Below are 14,930 nucleotides of genomic sequence, written 5' to 3'. Positions count from 1 at the left end.
GGAATTCTTGCGTTGGAACATGTTTCAACCACCACGCTGATCGTTACGCTGGTCATCATGGTGCTGGTCTCTGCGTACTTCTCCGGTTCAGAGACCGGCATGATGACGCTCAATCGTTACAAACTGCGCCATAAAGCCAAAACCGGTAACCGCGGCGCACGCCGCGTTGAGAAACTGCTGCGTCGTCCCGATCGTCTCATCAGTTTGGTTTTGATTGGCAATAACCTCGTCAATATTCTCGCTTCCGCGTTGGGCACCATTGTCGGCATGCGCCTTTACGGCGACGCGGGCGTCGCGATTGCAACCGGCATCCTGACTTTTGTGGTGTTGGTGTTTGCCGAAGTGTTGCCGAAAACAATTGCGGCGCTCTATCCCGAAAAAGTCGCCTATCCGAGCAGCGTACTGTTGGCTCCACTGCAATATGTGATGCTGCCTTTGGTCTGGCTGCTTAACACCATCACCCGCATTCTGATGCGCATGGTCGGTATCAAGACGGAAGGCTCCATCAATTCTGCCCTGAGTAAAGAAGAGTTGCGTACCATCGTCTATGAGTCACGCTCGCTGATGTCACGTCGTAATCAGGACATGCTGCTGTCGGTGCTGGATCTGGAAAAGGTCAGTGTTGATGACATCATGGTGCCGCGTAATGAAATTGTCGGCATCAATATCAACGATGACTGGAAATCGATTGTGCGCCAGCTGAGCAACTCGCCACATGGACGCATTGTGCTGTTCCGCGACTCACTGGATGATTCAGTTGGCATGCTGCGTGTGCGTGAAGCCTGGCGCATGATGACTGAGAAGAAAGAATTCAACAAAGATCGCCTGCTGCGCGCCGCTGATGAAATTTATTATGTGCCAGAAGGCACCCCACTGAATGTGCAGTTGGTAAAATTCCAGCGCAATAAGAAGAAAGCCGGCTTAGTGGTCGATGAATATGGTGACATTAAAGGGCTGGTGACCATTGAAGACATTCTGGAAGAGATTGTTGGCGACTTTACGACGTCCATGTCTCCTTCGCTGGCGGAAGAAGTGATGCCGCAGAATGATGGCTCAGTATTGATTGAGGGCAGCGCCAACGTGCGTGAAATCAATAAAGCCTTCAACTGGACGTTACCCGAAGATGAAGCGCGCACCATCAATGGCATGTTGCTGGAGGCGCTGGAAGAGATTCCGTTGGTTGATACCCGAGTGAAAATCGGTAAGTACGATGTTGATATCCTCGATGTCCAAGACAACATGGTGAAGCAGGTGCGCATTACCCCGCATCATCCGCTGAAATCCTCCATCGGTTCCTGAAGCCAAAAAAACGCCGCGAAGTTCGCGGCGTTTTCATTTCTGCTCAGGCAGGCACTAGATGTGCAGCTCTTTCAGCTTCTCAGCCGGCAGTTTCAGATCTTCGTTACGGTTCACGCCAATGTCATGCGCCAACACGTTGCGCGCGATCTGCTGCGCTTCGTCGAGTGAGTGCAGCTTGTAGCTACCACACTGGTATTCATTCAGTTCCGGGATCTGGCTCTGTTCTTTCACTTTCAGAACGTCTTCCATCGCCCCTTTCCACGCTTTCGCTACGCGCTGCTCGTCAGGTTCACCAATCAGGCTCATGTAGAAGCCGGTGCGGCACCCCATTGGCGAGATATCAACGATTTCTACGCCATCACCGTTGAGGTGATTACGCATAAAGCCGGCAAACAGGTGCTCCAGCGTATGGATACCGCGCTCAGTCAGAATATCGATATTCGGACGGCAGAAACGCAGGTCAAAAACGGTGATGGTATCGCCATGCGGAGTGTTCATGGTTTTTGCAACGCGCACGGCAGGTGCGCCCATGATGGTGTGATCAACAGTAAAACTATCCAGTAGTGGCATACGTCACCTCCTGTTTTGAGATTTTTTTTAAAACGATGAAACTTTTCCGTTCGCCCAACGTCTGAATATATGAAAGACGCGCATTTGTTATCATCATCCCTGACAACAGAGATGTTAATTTTGGCCACAATGATGTGGCCATTTTCTTTTTCAGCCTTCGCGACCTGCCAGATAGCTTTCGAAATCCAGCGTATCGCTCTGTTCCAGCTTTTCCTGCGCCTGCACCGACTCCAACGCCTGACGACTAAAGTCATCTTCAGTCAAAATCTCTAACGGCTCTTCACACAGCAGATGGCGATACTGTTCAGCCAGTGCCACACCTGCGCCGGTCAAGCCATTTTCTTTGATGGCATGCAGAATGCGCGCTGAATAGGTTAGCTCAGGATCATCAAACGATGCCACCAGTTGATCGCAAACCTGTTGATATTGCGTGCTGCCGTAATTGCTGTCGAGCACTTCGGCCACACGACGCAGGTCGGCAAACAGGGCCTTACCCACATCAACCAGCGGATGTTCTGTGTCGCTACAACCCACGCCAATCACCTGTCCCGGCTTACGTCCTTCCATGACCACGCGGTTCCAGTTCTTACGGCTGCACAGCAGTTCGTCGGAACTCATTTCAGGGGCATCCGCCAGGGTACACCAGATCAGGAACAGGTCGAGGAAACGCGCCTGATTAGCGTCCACGCCAATAGCGGAGAACGGGTTGATATCCAGAGAACGTACTTCGATGTACTCGATCCCGCCGCGTAACAGCGCATCAGAAGGCGCTTCACCCGAACGTGTTACACGTTTTGGACGAATCGGTGCATACAATTCGTTCTCAATCTGCAACACGTTAGTGTTCAGCTGCAACCAGTTGCCGTCTGCATCTTTAGTTCCCATCGCCTCATACTCTGCGGACGGCGTTTTGATCGCCGCTTTCAGCGCAGCAACGTAACCGTCGAGCGAGTTAAAGGTGATGCCCAGGCCGCTTTGTGACTTGTTGGTATATCCCAAATCACTGAGACGCAGTGAAGTCGCATACGGCAGCCACAGCGTACCCTTGCCGTCTGTTTCAAACGGGAGCTTGCTTTCGCGCCCTTGCAGGAAGGACGAGCAGATCGCCGGTGAGGCACCAAACAGGTATGGGATCACCCAGCCAAAGCGATAGTAGTTGCGGATCAGACGCAGATAACCGGCAGAGATGGTCTCTTTACCGCTTTCCGCATCTTTAACGTCTGCCCACTCCTGCCAGAACGACAGTGGCAGCGAGAAGTTATAGTGCACGCCAGATATAATCTGCATCAGTGCGCTATAGCGATTTTTCAGCCCCTGACGGTAGAGCGTTTTCATCTTGCCGATGTTAGAGCTGCCATATTGCGCCAGCTCGATGCTATCAACATCATCAACATAACCTGGCATACTGAACGGCCACATGCGTTCCTGACCCAACTCACGCGCCGTGTGGCGGTGAATATCACGCAGGAATGCCAGTGAACGATCAATACTTTGATCGACAGGTGTGATGAACTCCAGCAGCGTTTCGGCAAAATCGGTGGTGATCCAACTGTGCTTCAGCGCTGAACCCAGAGATTCAGGATGTCCGGTCGTTGCCAGGTGACCATTCGGATTGACGCGCAACGTCTCGCGTTCAATGCCACGGCCGATACCCTTTAACGCGTCGGGATGCGCTTCCAACCAGGAAAGTGCTTTTGATACGTCCGGGATCACATTAACCTCCCGCTGTGCGAATAATTTATTTTTGTTCAGCATAATGTTAACCGTAGCCTCGAATCTGTGCGAATCAATGCCACCATTGCATTGTTTGTAATGTGGCGGTCGCGATAACGATATAACGCAGCGTTTTACCGATGGCGAGGAACAGCACCGAGGGCAGCCAGGCAAAGCGCAACCAGCCTGCAAGCACGCAAAGCAGGTCGCCCACTACCGGCAGCCAGCTTAATAGCAGTGCTGCAGGTCCCAATCGATGTAACCACGTCATTGCTGTGTCATGCCATCGCCCCTGCCCTTTTGGCGGCATGAGGCGACCAAGAATAATGTTGGTCAGGCCACCCAGCGTGTTTCCCACTGATGCGGCCAATAACAATCCATAGATCGAACCCTTTTGGGCGATCAGCAAAGCAATCAGCACAGCCTCTGAACTTCCCGGAAGCAGGGTGGCACTCAGAAAGCTACTGCCGAATAACGATCCATAGGTCAGGAATTCATTCACAGTAAACGGACATCAACCACATCCATGCCCGCGGCTTGCGCCGCCTGAACACCAAAGTCAGCATCTTCAAACACCACACAGCGTTCAGGTGCCACGCCCATTAATTCGGCGCAGCGTAAAAAGGTATCGGGTTGAGGTTTATGGCGCTGCACATCATCCGCACCGACCACGGCATCAAACAGATGATAGACACCCAACGCTTCCAGCAGAGCCTTTGCCAGGCTGTGTTCACTGCCCGTGCCCACCGCCATCGGCCGACGACCGTGATACGCTTTCACCACGTCCATTAACGGTAACGGACGCACGTCATCCAGCAACATCGCTCTAAGCGCCTCGGTTTTCTCTGCGGCCAGCAGATGAGGATCGTGCTCAGCGTTGTTCTGCTCAAGAATGTACTGCGCCAGCTGCCAGGTGGGTGCGCCATTAAAGCTCACCATTTTTTTCTCATCCATGGTGAAACCGTAGCGGCTCAGCACCTGCTGCCAGGCTTTTCGATGTGTCGGCTCAGTATCCAGGATCGTGCCGTCCATATCGAAAATCAGGGCATCATATTGGTCGTACATTGTCACTCCATCGAGCACCACAAAATGAGCCATTACTTTAGCGTAATGCGCTTAGGTTGTCGCCAGGTGTGCTTAACAGCAAATGCTTTGAAAGCATTAGCTATTTTTGTTTTCGGAAAAAGGTCAGGTGGCGATGCCGGGGATAAATGGCGGTTATATAAGTGGTTTTTGCGTGATGAAGAAAAATGGGAGGTAAATTCAGAAAGCAGGCGTTGATTGTTTTGAACAGGAGATGGTGCATCCAGGAGGATTCGAACCTCCGACCGCTCGGTTCGTAGCCGAGTACTCTATCCAGCTGAGCTATGGATGCATTGGGGTCTGACTGATATGACTAATGAAACACACTGAGAGTAGCGTGCGGAAAGCAGAATGGTGCATCCAGGAGGATTCGAACCTCCGACCGCTCGGTTCGTAGCCGAGTACTCTATCCAGCTGAGCTATGGATGCATTGAGAGATTTTCTTACGATGGACTTACTGCAATCAACCTGGGAATGATACGAAGAATGGTGCATCCAGGAGGATTCGAACCTCCGACCGCTCGGTTCGTAGCCGAGTACTCTATCCAGCTGAGCTATGGATGCATCGAGTTAATTCTTGTACAACGCAGGGTGCTGACAACTCACCATGAAAGGAACTGCTCGTTCACTCTTACTTCAGTTTTCCGAATGGTGCATCCAGGAGGATTCGAACCTCCGACCGCTCGGTTCGTAGCCGAGTACTCTATCCAGCTGAGCTATGGATGCATCGGAAATGGCGGTGAGGCGGGGATTCGAACCCCGGATGCAGCTTTTGACCGCATACTCCCTTAGCAGGGGAGCGCCTTCAGCCTCTCGGCCACCTCACCATACGCGTTCTTCCGAACCGTGCTTCTGAACTTGCTTCTGCTCATCGGCACTGCGTGGCGCACATATTACTTTCCCGCACTTATAAGTCAAACAATTTTTCCCGACTTTTTCCGGATATCGATTTGTTTGCACAAATGACGCGCAATTAGGATGTTTTACCGACAAAAAGAGTGATTAATCAACAGAGAAAGCACGTTGCAGTTAACAAAATGGGAAGAAAGAAAATGGGATCAAAGCAGGGAGAAAAGAGAAATGCGGGAAGAAAAGCGGTAGCGCCTCGCTGGATGCGAGGCGCTGAATCCGTTAGTAACTCGTTTGCTGAGTTTTTTCGGCCTGGATACGCTGATAGATTTCTTCGCGATGCACCGAAACTTCTTTAGGCGCATTAACGCCAATACGGACCTGGTTACCTTTAACACCCAGCACCGTTACAGTCACCTCATCGCCAATCATGAGGGTTTCACCAACTCGACGAGTTAGAATAAGCATTCTTTGCTCCTTGAAAGATTAAAAGAGTCGGGCCTGTTCGGTCTCCCGGCCATATCCATCATATAACGCTGAACAATGTCTATGACAAATACACCATTGTGCATCGCCACGCCAATACATTCTGCTGATAGTTAGTTTAGCCGAAATACACTACATCAACCGGACTTTGTCATTATCGGGTGCACACCGCGTTAAAAAGCGCCAGAACACGGGGATTCTGGCGCTGCTCACGATGCTGAGTTTTAATTCGTTACAGTCGGTTACTCACCCACTCCGGCACACCAGCCAGTGCACCAGACAGGGCCTCAGGGTTTGTGCCGCCCGCCTGAGCCATATCAGGACGGCCACCGCCTTTACCGCCAACCTGAGCGGCCAGTTCGCCAACCAACTCACCCGCTTTGACACGGTCGGTCAGGTCTTTGGTCACACCAGCAATCAGGGAAACCTTACCGTCCGCAACGGTTGCCAGCACAATGATGGCCGAGCCGAGCTGATTTTTCAGATCATCCATCATGGTACGCAGCATCTTCGGCTCAACGTTGCTGAGCTCGCTGACCAGCAGTTTGGTGCCCTTCACGTCCACCGCTTGACTGCTGAGCGAGGCACTTTCTTGCGCCGCTTGCTGATCACGCAGCTGCTGCAGTTCTTTTTCCAGCGCACGAACATGATCAACCAGACCGCGCACCTTCTCATTCAGATTACTGCTGTTGGCTTTAACCACCTGAGCAATTTCAGATATCTGATCGCTTTGCGCATGCAGTTGAGCAATCGCGCCCTCACCCGTCAGCGCTTCAATACGGCGCACACCTGCCGCCGTACCGGATTCAGACTGAATGCGGAACAGACCGATGTCACCGGTGCGCGCAGCGTGTGTACCGCCACACAGCTCAACGGAGTATTCGCCCATGCTGACCACGCGCACACGCTGTTCATATTTCTCACCAAACAACGCTGTTGCGCCACGCGCTTTCGCTTCATCCAGTTCCATCACTTCAGTCTGAATGAGTAAATTGCGACGAATCTGGGTATTAACGATATCCTCAACGGTACGAATCTGCTCTGGCTTCATCGCTTCAGTATGAGAGAAGTCGAAGCGCAGATATTTATCGTTGTTGAGCGAGCCTTTCTGACCCACATGATCGCCTAATACTTCGCGTAACGCTTCATGCATCAGATGCGTTGCCGAGTGGTTCAGGATGATACGTGCACGACGCTCTTCGTCCACTTGCGCATTGAGGCGGTCGCCAACACGCAGCTCACCGCTGTTGAGCTTACCGATATGACCAAAGGCTTTGCCATACTTCTGTGTATCCTGGACGCTGAATTCAGCATTCTGCCCAGTTAACACACCGGTATCGCCTACCTGACCACCTGATTCTCCGTAGAACGGCGTCTGGTCCAGAATCACTACCGCATCCTGACCAGCAGCAACCTGCTCGACCTGCTTGCCGTCAACAAACAGCGCCTGCACGGTGCCTTCAGCCTGCAGTTGCTCATAACCTTTAAAATCAGTGGCAGCATCAAAGCGAATTACGCTGTTGTAGTCAGCACCGAAGCCACTGGCCTCACGTGCACGCTGACGCTGCTGTTCCATGGCCGTTTCAAAGCCCGCTTCATCAATCTTCAGATTGCGCTCGCGGCAGACATCGGCAGTCAAATCCGCCGGGAAACCGAAGGTGTCATACAGACGGAAGACCGTTTCACCATCCAGCGTATCGCCTTGCAGATTGGCCAACTCTTCATCCAGCAATGCCAGGCCGCGTTCCAGCGTCTTAGCGAACTGCTCTTCTTCATTTTTCAGAGCATTTTCAACATGCTTCTGCTGGCGTTTCAGGTCTTCACCGGCATCGCCCATGACATCAATCAATGGCGCGACCAGCTTGTAGAAGAAGGCCTCTTTAGCGCCCACCATATTGCCATGACGCACTGCGCGACGAATGATGCGGCGCAGCACGTAGCCACGGTTTTCATTCGATGGGATGACACCATCAGCGATCAGGAATGCACAGGAACGGATGTGGTCAGCGATGACGCGCAACGATTTATTATTGAGGTCGGTTGCACCAGTAACCTGCGCAACGGCCTTGATCAGCCTGGCAAACAGATCGATTTCATAGTTAGAGTTAACGTGCTGCAGTACCGCGGCGATGCGCTCCAGGCCCATACCGGTATCAACAGAAGGCTTCGGCAAAGGTTCCATGGTGCCGTCGGCCTGACGGTTGAACTGCATGAAGACGATGTTCCAGATCTCAATGTAGCGATCGCCATCTTCTTCCGGGCTGCCGGGCGGGCCACCCCAGATATGGTCGCCGTGATCGTAGAAAATTTCGGTGCATGGACCGCAAGGGCCGGTATCACCCATCTGCCAGAAGTTGTCAGATGCGTAGGCGCTGCCTTTGTTATCGCCGATGCGGATGATGCGTTCGCGCGGTACACCGACATCGTTAGCCCAGATTTCGAAAGCTTCATCATCGGTTTCATAAACCGTGACCCACAAACGCTCTTTTGGCAGCTTGAACCACTGCTCACCCGTCAGCAGTTCCCAGGCATAAGCAATTGCTTCTTTCTTGAAGTAGTCGCCAAAGCTGAAGTTACCCAGCATTTCAAAGAAGGTGTGGTGACGAGCGGTGTAGCCAACGTTCTCAAGATCGTTGTGCTTGCCACCGGCGCGCACGCAACGCTGAGACGTGGTTGCGCGTGCATAATCGCGTTTATCCTGACCGAGGAAAACGTCTTTAAACTGCACCATTCCCGCATTGGTAAACAGCAACGTTGGGTCGTTATTCGGTACGAGGGAGCTGCTGGCTACAACCTGATGTCCCTTGCTATGAAAAAAGTCGAGAAACGCTTGACGGATCTCAGCAGTGCTCTTGCTCATATAATTCCTGGAATCACGCTAACGAACGTTCCCTTTCGCGGGCAAACCACATCTGCAGGTTTACCGCTGATTGAGGAACAAAAAGTGGGAATAAGATAAATTTTCTTCAGTGGGAAGTAAAATCCCATCGCCTTTCAGTCGTCAATATTTCTGAAAACTGCATGAATATCTTCCATCATAAAGCCTTTAGACATTAAAAAGCGCTGTACCTTGCTTTTCTCAGCCCAGGTTTGTGGCAGAGGTTCACCAAATTTACGCTTAGCCAAATCAGCCGCGCACTGGCTCCAGTCCACTTCAGTATCCATCATTGCCTGATTGATCTCATCGCGGCTGATGCCCTTCTGTTGCAACTCCATGCGCACGCGTTGTGAACCATATCCTTTGCGCGCCCGGCTTTGGATAAAACGTTCGGTAAAGCGCTGATCGTTCAGCCAGCCGCTTTCCTGGCACCAGTCGAGCACCTTTTCCAGCAACTCATCCGGTATCGGCACGTTTTCTTCTTGCTTCAGATAAGCTGCTCGCTGACTAGAGAGTTGCAGCTTACGTTTCAATTCGTCACGACTGTGGTCACGCTGTGATAACACACGCATGGCACGATCCAGCAAACGAGAAAATGTCGGCACCGAAGCCGCAGAAGGTGATGATGACATGAGTTGTACCTTGTTCTGACTGTTGCGCAGGGTAAAGCAAGAAGACGAGCAGGGGAAGTGTTGACGGGGAAAAGCAAACGGGAGCATCGCTGCTCCCGTTGGGTATCTTAGAAATCTTCGTTAGTTTCGCTAGCTTCCTGGTAGTCACCAGCAGGGGTTTGTGCTGCAGCGGCTCCTGCTGTCGCTGTCGCTCCCGTCAGCAGCAGATCACGCAACTTCTTATCGATCTCGTTGGCAATCGCTGGATTCTCTTTAAGGAAGTTGGTCGAGTTCGCTTTACCTTGACCAATTTTATCGCCGTTGTAGCTGTACCACGCACCGGCTTTCTCAACCAGTTTGTGCTTCACGCCGAGATCCACCAGCTCGCCGAAGGTGTTGATCCCTTCGCCATACATGATCTGGAATTCAGCCTGCTTAAACGGTGCAGCGATTTTGTTCTTCACCACTTTGACGCGGGTTTCGCTACCGACCACTTCATCGCCCTCTTTAATCGCACCGATACGGCGGATATCAAGACGAACAGAAGCGTAGAATTTCAGCGCGTTACCACCGGTGGTGGTTTCTGGGTTACCAAACATCACACCAATTTTCATACGAATCTGGTTGATGAAGATCAGCAGCGTGTTGGACTGCTTCAGGTTGCCCGCTAACTTACGCATCGCCTGGCTCATCATACGTGCAGCCAGACCCATGTGCGAATCACCGATTTCACCTTCGATCTCCGCTTTCGGCGTCAGTGCCGCCACGGAGTCAACGATGATCACATCAACGGCACCCGAGCGTGCTAACGCATCACAGATCTCCAGCGCTTGCTCACCGGTATCCGGCTGCGAACACAGCAGATTGTCGATATCTACGCCGAGTTTTTTGGCATACACCGGGTCAAGCGCGTGTTCCGCATCGATAAAGGCACAGGTTTTACCTTTACGCTGCGCTGCGGCAATCACCTGCAGTGTTAGCGTAGTTTTACCGGATGATTCTGGTCCGTAAATCTCAACGATACGGCCCATTGGCAAACCGCCGGCACCCAACGCGATATCCAGTGACAGTGAACCGGTCGAGATGGTTTCTACATCCATCGAACGGTCTTCACCCAGGCGCATGATCGAGCCTTTACCAAATTGTTTCTCAATCTGGCCCAGCGCGGCTGCTAAAGCTTTCTGTTTGTTCTCGTCAATCGCCATTTCCACTCCTAATCATGCTGGGTAAGCCGACATCATTATGTGCCTGCTCGTTCTGTTGCCGGTAATTATACTGTATGACCATACAGTATCAAGTTTAATTTGTCAGAAATTCATCAAGCAGTGTTTGCAGCGCCCAGGCGACAGATTGCCGACGCACCGCGTCACGGTCTCCGGCAAAGATCTGCCGCTGCGCCAGAACACGATCGCCAGGCCCGGCAATGGCAAACCACACAGTACCCACCGGCTTTTCTGCCGAACCGCCATCTGGCCCCGCAATACCGCTCACGGCAATGCCAAACTCAGCGGCGGCGGCATTGCAGGCACCCCGCGCCATCTCACGCACGGTTTGCTCACTCACCGCGCCATGCTGGGCCAGAGTATCAGCCTGTACACTCACCATCTGTTGTTTAGCTTCGTTGCTGTAGGTCACGAAACCCCGCTCAAACCAGGCTGAGCTGCCACTGATATCGGTAAACACTTTGGCAATCCAGCCACCGGTGCAGGATTCCGCCGCGGTCACCGTTGCCTCGCGTTTTTTCAGCTGTTCACCAATACGCTGGCTGAGCTGCTGCAACTGTTGGTCGTTCATCGCCTTCTCCTGTTTTGGCGCTGCGCGTTAACCATAAATGGTGCAACAGCGCGCCCTTTTCAACCTCTGACGCACCATTTTGCGCATCCGCTTCCAGCGATTTTAACGCGTTCTCACTGCGACCATAAATAAGCGTGGGAAAGCTAACAGAACCTGGCCGTTGTTGCGTGGGGGATAAGCCGTCAAAAGTGCCTGATGATAATCATGCAGAAAATCCGCTTGTTGCTGTTCGGTCAATCCCGCGAGGAAAGGACGCAAGCCCGTGGCACGGAGCCAGGTAATGATGCCCTGCGCATCGGCCATCGGGTGATAGTAAGTGGTACGCCAGATATCCACCTGACAACCCGCATCACTCAGCAAATCATAATATTGTTCCGTGGTCAGCAGACGTTTGCGATCCGCAGCCTGTGGCGAGATATGCGCCTGCCAGCGCTCACCTGCCGCCACTTCACGCATTAAGCGGTGGGAGGCCTCTTCAAGATTGTCCGGCATCTGAATCGCCAGAGCGCCACCGATATCCAGCTGTTCAACCAGATGCGGCAGCAGCGTGTGATGATCGGTTAGCCACTGAAGCGAAGCGTTCGCATAGATGACCTGCTGTGGCTGATTAGCCTGCCAGGTACGGATATCCGCCTGCAAAAAAGTGCAGGAAGGTAAACGCTCATGCGCTTGTTCGAGCATGGCTGCTGAGCTGTCGAGGCCCGTAATCACCGCGCCTGGCCACGCTTGCGCCAGCAGCTCTGTGCTGTTGCCAGGCCCGCATCCTAGGTCTGTAGCGAAATGCACGTCGGTAAGAGGAATACGTTCTAACAGTTCACGCGCAGGACGCGTGCGCTCCGATTCAAATTGACGATACAGCTGTGGATTCCAGTCTTGCATGGCAACGCTCCTGTCTGGCTGAAGAGCATCACACTACCTGTTTTCTTAATCGCGGAGCGAAGAGAAAAGTGCGATGTCTCACCTTTTTACCCTTTGTCACTGGTTAATGTCAGTCACGAGCACTAAGTTAAAACAACGTTTCATTTCATGAAAATTGAGGATGATGTTATGGCTGCACAACCTGAATTAACGGGCATCTGGTGTCCTTCAGTTACCCCTTTCGATCAACATAACCGACTCGATATTGATGCGCTGGGCCGCCACTTTGCGCGCCTGAGCACCTCGGGGATTGATACGCTGTTACTGATGGGCAGTATCGGAGAGTTTGCATCGTTAACCCAGCAGGAAAGACTGATGCTGATTAGCGAAGCACGTCAGCTTTCGCCACTGACCATGGTTGCGAATGTCTCAAGTACCTGTGTTCCGGATATGTTGCAGCTCGCTGAAGCTGCCTGGCAAAACGGGTATGACGCCGTGATGGTTTTGCCGCCCTACTATTATGGGCAAACGCAGAAACAGCTGTTGAGCTACTTTAAAGCGCTGGATAAACAGTTAGGTGGCAAGTGGTTTGCCTATAATTTCCCGGCGCGTACCGGCTGCGATTTGACGCCCGCATTGGTGGCAGAGTTAGCGGCTGAACTGCCGCAGTTTATCGGTATTAAAGACACCATGGATTGCCTGTCGCACAATCGTGCCCTGATTGAAGAAACTCAAAAGGTACGCCCTGATTTCACGGTGCTTTCCGGATATGACGAATATCTGCTGCCCAATTTACTGGCAGGCGGTGCCGGGGTGATTTCCGGTTTAAACAACATTGTGCCGGAGTTGTTTGCCGGGGCGATGCGCGCCTGGCGTGCGGGAGATTTAGCGCAGTTGGCACAGATTCAGCAGCGCATTGGTAAGCTGATGGCGATCTACACCATTGGCGATGACTTTGTCACGACCATCAAAACCGCAGTGGCGCGCAAATATGATTCTATGAGCAGCCATTCACGCAATTATGGCGGTGAACTGACGGCTGAGCAGTGCGCGGAGCTGGATCGCTTACTGATGTGAACACAATACGGGACGGCCGGGCAGCCGTCCTGTTCTCAGTTCTTTTTCACAAACTCAGATTTGAGTTTCATCGGACCAAAACCATCAATTTTGCAATCAATGTTATGGTCGCCTTCAACCAGGCGAATGCTTTTCACTTTGGTGCCAATCTTCAGGGTTGAGGAGCTCCCTTTCACCTTGAGATCTTTGACCACAGTAACGCTGTCGCCATCGGCGAGCAGATTGCCATTGGCATCACGCACCACCAGGCTATCCGATGCTGCATCAGCACTCGGTGACCAGATATGACCACAAGATGGGCAGTTCAGGTTTTCACCATCCTGCCAGGTATAATCAGCCTGACACACAGGGCAAGCAGGTAACGTTGTCATTAGCGTTCCTCAGAAGTCGAAAGGCGGTAAAGATGGCACCGCAAAAGGGGCGCCATCTTATACCCTCACTCTTTATAAGGACAGCATTAAAGCATGTTGCCCTGACGCGCTTTCGCCACTGCCTGGCCCAACTGCCACACCGCCATCGCATAGTGCGTACTGTGGTTATAGCGCGTGATGACATAGAAGTTAGGCAGACCATACCAATATTGATAACTGGTACCCAGATCAAAGCGCAGCAGACTCGCTTGGTTGTTACCATCCAGCGATCCTTGCGGCGTGAGGCCGCTCGCCATCAACGTATTCACCGGATAAAGCGTTTTAAACCCATTTTCCAGCGCAGGAGCCTGACCGCTTGCCGGTACGGCAACATTCTGCCCCGCGCGCCAGCCGTGCTCTTTGAAGTAATTTGCTACGCTGCCAATCGCATCCACCGGATCCCACAGGTTAATGTGGCCATCACCATTGAAGTCGACCGCATACTGCTTATAAGAAGACGGCATAAACTGACCGTAACCCATTGCACCCGCGAAGGAACCGCGCAGATCCAGCGGGTCGTCCTGTTCAGTACGCGCCATCAACAGGAAGGTTTCCAGTTCGCTGCTGAAGTAGGCCGCGCGACGCGGATAGCTAAAGGATAAGGTGGCCAGCGCATCCAGCAGACGCGTTTTGCCCATCACCCGACCCCAACGTGTTTCCACGCCAATGATCCCGACAATGATCTCTGGCGGCACACCATAAACCTGTTGAGCGCGTTGCAGCGCGTCCTGATATTGATCCCAGAACGCCACACCATTTTGCACATTATCTGGCGTGATGAATTTATTGCGATAGCGGATCCAGGCACCGTTTGGCCCCGTCGGCGGCGTGTAGCTTGGCGCTTGTTGATCCATCAGGCGCAGCACGTAATCAAGACGCTTCGCCTGGCCAATCACGGCATGCAGTTGATCGCGGTTAAAACCGTGTTTTGCCACCATTTGATCAATAAACTGCTCAGCCGCCGGATTTCCCGCGAAATCACCAAACATCGGCTGAACGGCGTGTGAAGGTTCCAGTAAAAAACCACCTTTTGGTGCAGGCACAACGGCGGTTTGCTGCTGGGTTGCAGGCTTACTGCTGCAGGCAGCAAGCAAGGCGATAAGTGGAAGAAAAGCAACCTTAAAACGCATTAGATATCCATAAGCCAGATGAAACCGGAAGCCAACATGGTAATCGTTCATCAAAGCGGGATACAGAGCAATATCTTAAATTTACGCTGCTTTTCCCTGGTTTCAGTGGGTTGCAGCGAAAATTTGCGGAACGGATCCACAGTTTATCTTTAACACCAGATTTTGCTTTTTA

The 14,930-nt window shown here is 52.3% G+C and carries 14 protein-coding genes and 5 tRNA genes; 2 read left to right on the top strand and 17 right to left on the bottom strand.

From position 1 onward, the window contains the following. Positions 1 to 12 precede the first annotated feature (12 nt). Positions 13 to 1,299, top strand: coding sequence for an HlyC/CorC family transporter (locus LBW88_RS18050; protein WP_224933368.1), 1,287 nt, complete (start codon positions 13 to 15; stop codon positions 1,297 to 1,299). Between the two features lie 54 nt (positions 1,300 to 1,353). On the opposite strand, the gene luxS is transcribed toward LBW88_RS18050, so the two are convergent. From luxS to tam, 15 genes are all read right to left on the bottom strand, one after another. After that, entirely contained in the window at positions 1,354 to 1,869 is a 516-nt protein-coding gene (gene luxS / locus LBW88_RS18045) for an S-ribosylhomocysteine lyase (RefSeq protein WP_039330800.1), read from the bottom strand. Between the two features lie 150 nt (positions 1,870 to 2,019). Continuing rightward, the gene (gene gshA / locus LBW88_RS18040) at positions 2,020 to 3,624 is read right to left on the bottom strand and encodes a glutamate--cysteine ligase (protein ID WP_224933369.1); all 1,605 of its coding nucleotides are present in this window, start codon (positions 3,622 to 3,624) and stop codon (positions 2,020 to 2,022) included. A gap of 31 nt (positions 3,625 to 3,655) precedes the next feature. Beyond that, the gene (locus LBW88_RS18035) at positions 3,656 to 4,084 is read right to left on the bottom strand and encodes a YqaA family protein (protein ID WP_100703645.1); all 429 of its coding nucleotides are present in this window, start codon (positions 4,082 to 4,084) and stop codon (positions 3,656 to 3,658) included. Continuing rightward, a complete protein-coding gene (gene yqaB, locus LBW88_RS18030) occupies positions 4,081 to 4,647 on the bottom strand; it encodes a fructose-1-phosphate/6-phosphogluconate phosphatase (protein ID WP_224933370.1) in 567 nt (188 codons plus the stop codon). The genes LBW88_RS18035 and yqaB overlap by 4 nt, the downstream gene beginning before the upstream one ends. A gap of 233 nt (positions 4,648 to 4,880) precedes the next feature. Next, a tRNA-Arg gene (locus tag LBW88_RS18025) sits at positions 4,881 to 4,957 on the bottom strand. Between the two features lie 60 nt (positions 4,958 to 5,017). Beyond that, positions 5,018 to 5,094, bottom strand: a tRNA-Arg gene (locus LBW88_RS18020). Positions 5,095 to 5,152: 58 nt separating this feature from the next. Beyond that, positions 5,153 to 5,229 (bottom strand) — tRNA-Arg (locus LBW88_RS18015). A gap of 85 nt (positions 5,230 to 5,314) precedes the next feature. Continuing rightward, positions 5,315 to 5,391, bottom strand: a tRNA-Arg gene (locus LBW88_RS18010). Positions 5,392 to 5,399: 8 nt separating this feature from the next. Beyond that, positions 5,400 to 5,492, bottom strand: a tRNA-Ser gene (locus LBW88_RS18005). Positions 5,493 to 5,796: 304 nt separating this feature from the next. After that, positions 5,797 to 5,982: a carbon storage regulator CsrA gene (gene csrA / locus LBW88_RS18000; protein WP_004155916.1), complete on the bottom strand. Its 186-nt coding sequence runs from the start codon at positions 5,980 to 5,982 to the stop codon at positions 5,797 to 5,799. Positions 5,983 to 6,232: 250 nt separating this feature from the next. Then, positions 6,233 to 8,860 (bottom strand): alanine--tRNA ligase, encoded by a 2,628-nt coding sequence (alaS, locus tag LBW88_RS17995; RefSeq protein WP_224933371.1) that lies wholly within the window; start codon positions 8,858 to 8,860, stop codon positions 6,233 to 6,235. A gap of 134 nt (positions 8,861 to 8,994) precedes the next feature. Then, positions 8,995 to 9,510 (bottom strand): regulatory protein RecX, encoded by a 516-nt coding sequence (locus LBW88_RS17990; RefSeq protein ID WP_224933372.1) that lies wholly within the window; start codon positions 9,508 to 9,510, stop codon positions 8,995 to 8,997. A gap of 107 nt (positions 9,511 to 9,617) precedes the next feature. Further along, on the bottom strand, positions 9,618 to 10,694 hold the full coding sequence (gene recA / locus LBW88_RS17985; RefSeq protein WP_224933373.1) for a recombinase RecA: 1,077 nt from the start codon (positions 10,692 to 10,694) through the stop codon (positions 9,618 to 9,620). Positions 10,695 to 10,788: 94 nt separating this feature from the next. Then, entirely contained in the window at positions 10,789 to 11,283 is a 495-nt protein-coding gene (pncC, locus tag LBW88_RS17980; protein ID WP_224933374.1) for a nicotinamide-nucleotide amidase, read from the bottom strand. A 102-nt stretch (positions 11,284 to 11,385) separates the two neighbouring features. Beyond that, complete coding sequence (gene tam / locus LBW88_RS17975) at positions 11,386 to 12,162, bottom strand: trans-aconitate 2-methyltransferase (protein WP_224933375.1); 777 nt, start codon at positions 12,160 to 12,162, stop codon at positions 11,386 to 11,388. 168 nt (positions 12,163 to 12,330) lie between these two features. Between tam and LBW88_RS17970 the strand changes: the two genes are divergently transcribed. After that, positions 12,331 to 13,218, top strand: coding sequence for a dihydrodipicolinate synthase family protein (locus tag LBW88_RS17970; protein ID WP_224933376.1), 888 nt, complete (start codon positions 12,331 to 12,333; stop codon positions 13,216 to 13,218). Between the two features lie 35 nt (positions 13,219 to 13,253). Here LBW88_RS17970 and LBW88_RS17965 read toward each other — a convergent pair whose 3' ends face one another. Together LBW88_RS17965 and mltB are read right to left on the bottom strand one after the other, a co-directional pair. Beyond that, complete coding sequence (locus LBW88_RS17965; protein WP_224933377.1) at positions 13,254 to 13,589, bottom strand: zinc ribbon domain-containing protein YjdM; 336 nt, start codon at positions 13,587 to 13,589, stop codon at positions 13,254 to 13,256. Positions 13,590 to 13,675: 86 nt separating this feature from the next. Further along, positions 13,676 to 14,758 carry a lytic murein transglycosylase B gene (mltB, locus tag LBW88_RS17960; RefSeq protein WP_224933378.1) on the bottom strand — a complete coding sequence of 361 codons (1,083 nt, stop codon included), beginning with the start codon at positions 14,756 to 14,758 and terminating at the stop codon, positions 13,676 to 13,678. Positions 14,759 to 14,930: the final 172 nt, after the last annotated feature.

Origin of the sequence: Pantoea sp. alder81 (genome assembly GCF_020179835.1) — a bacterium.
Classification (GTDB): domain Bacteria; phylum Pseudomonadota; class Gammaproteobacteria; order Enterobacterales; family Enterobacteriaceae; genus Pantoea.
The sequence above is the reverse complement of the archived record's forward strand: the minus strand, read 5'-3'. Positions and strand labels throughout refer to the sequence as shown.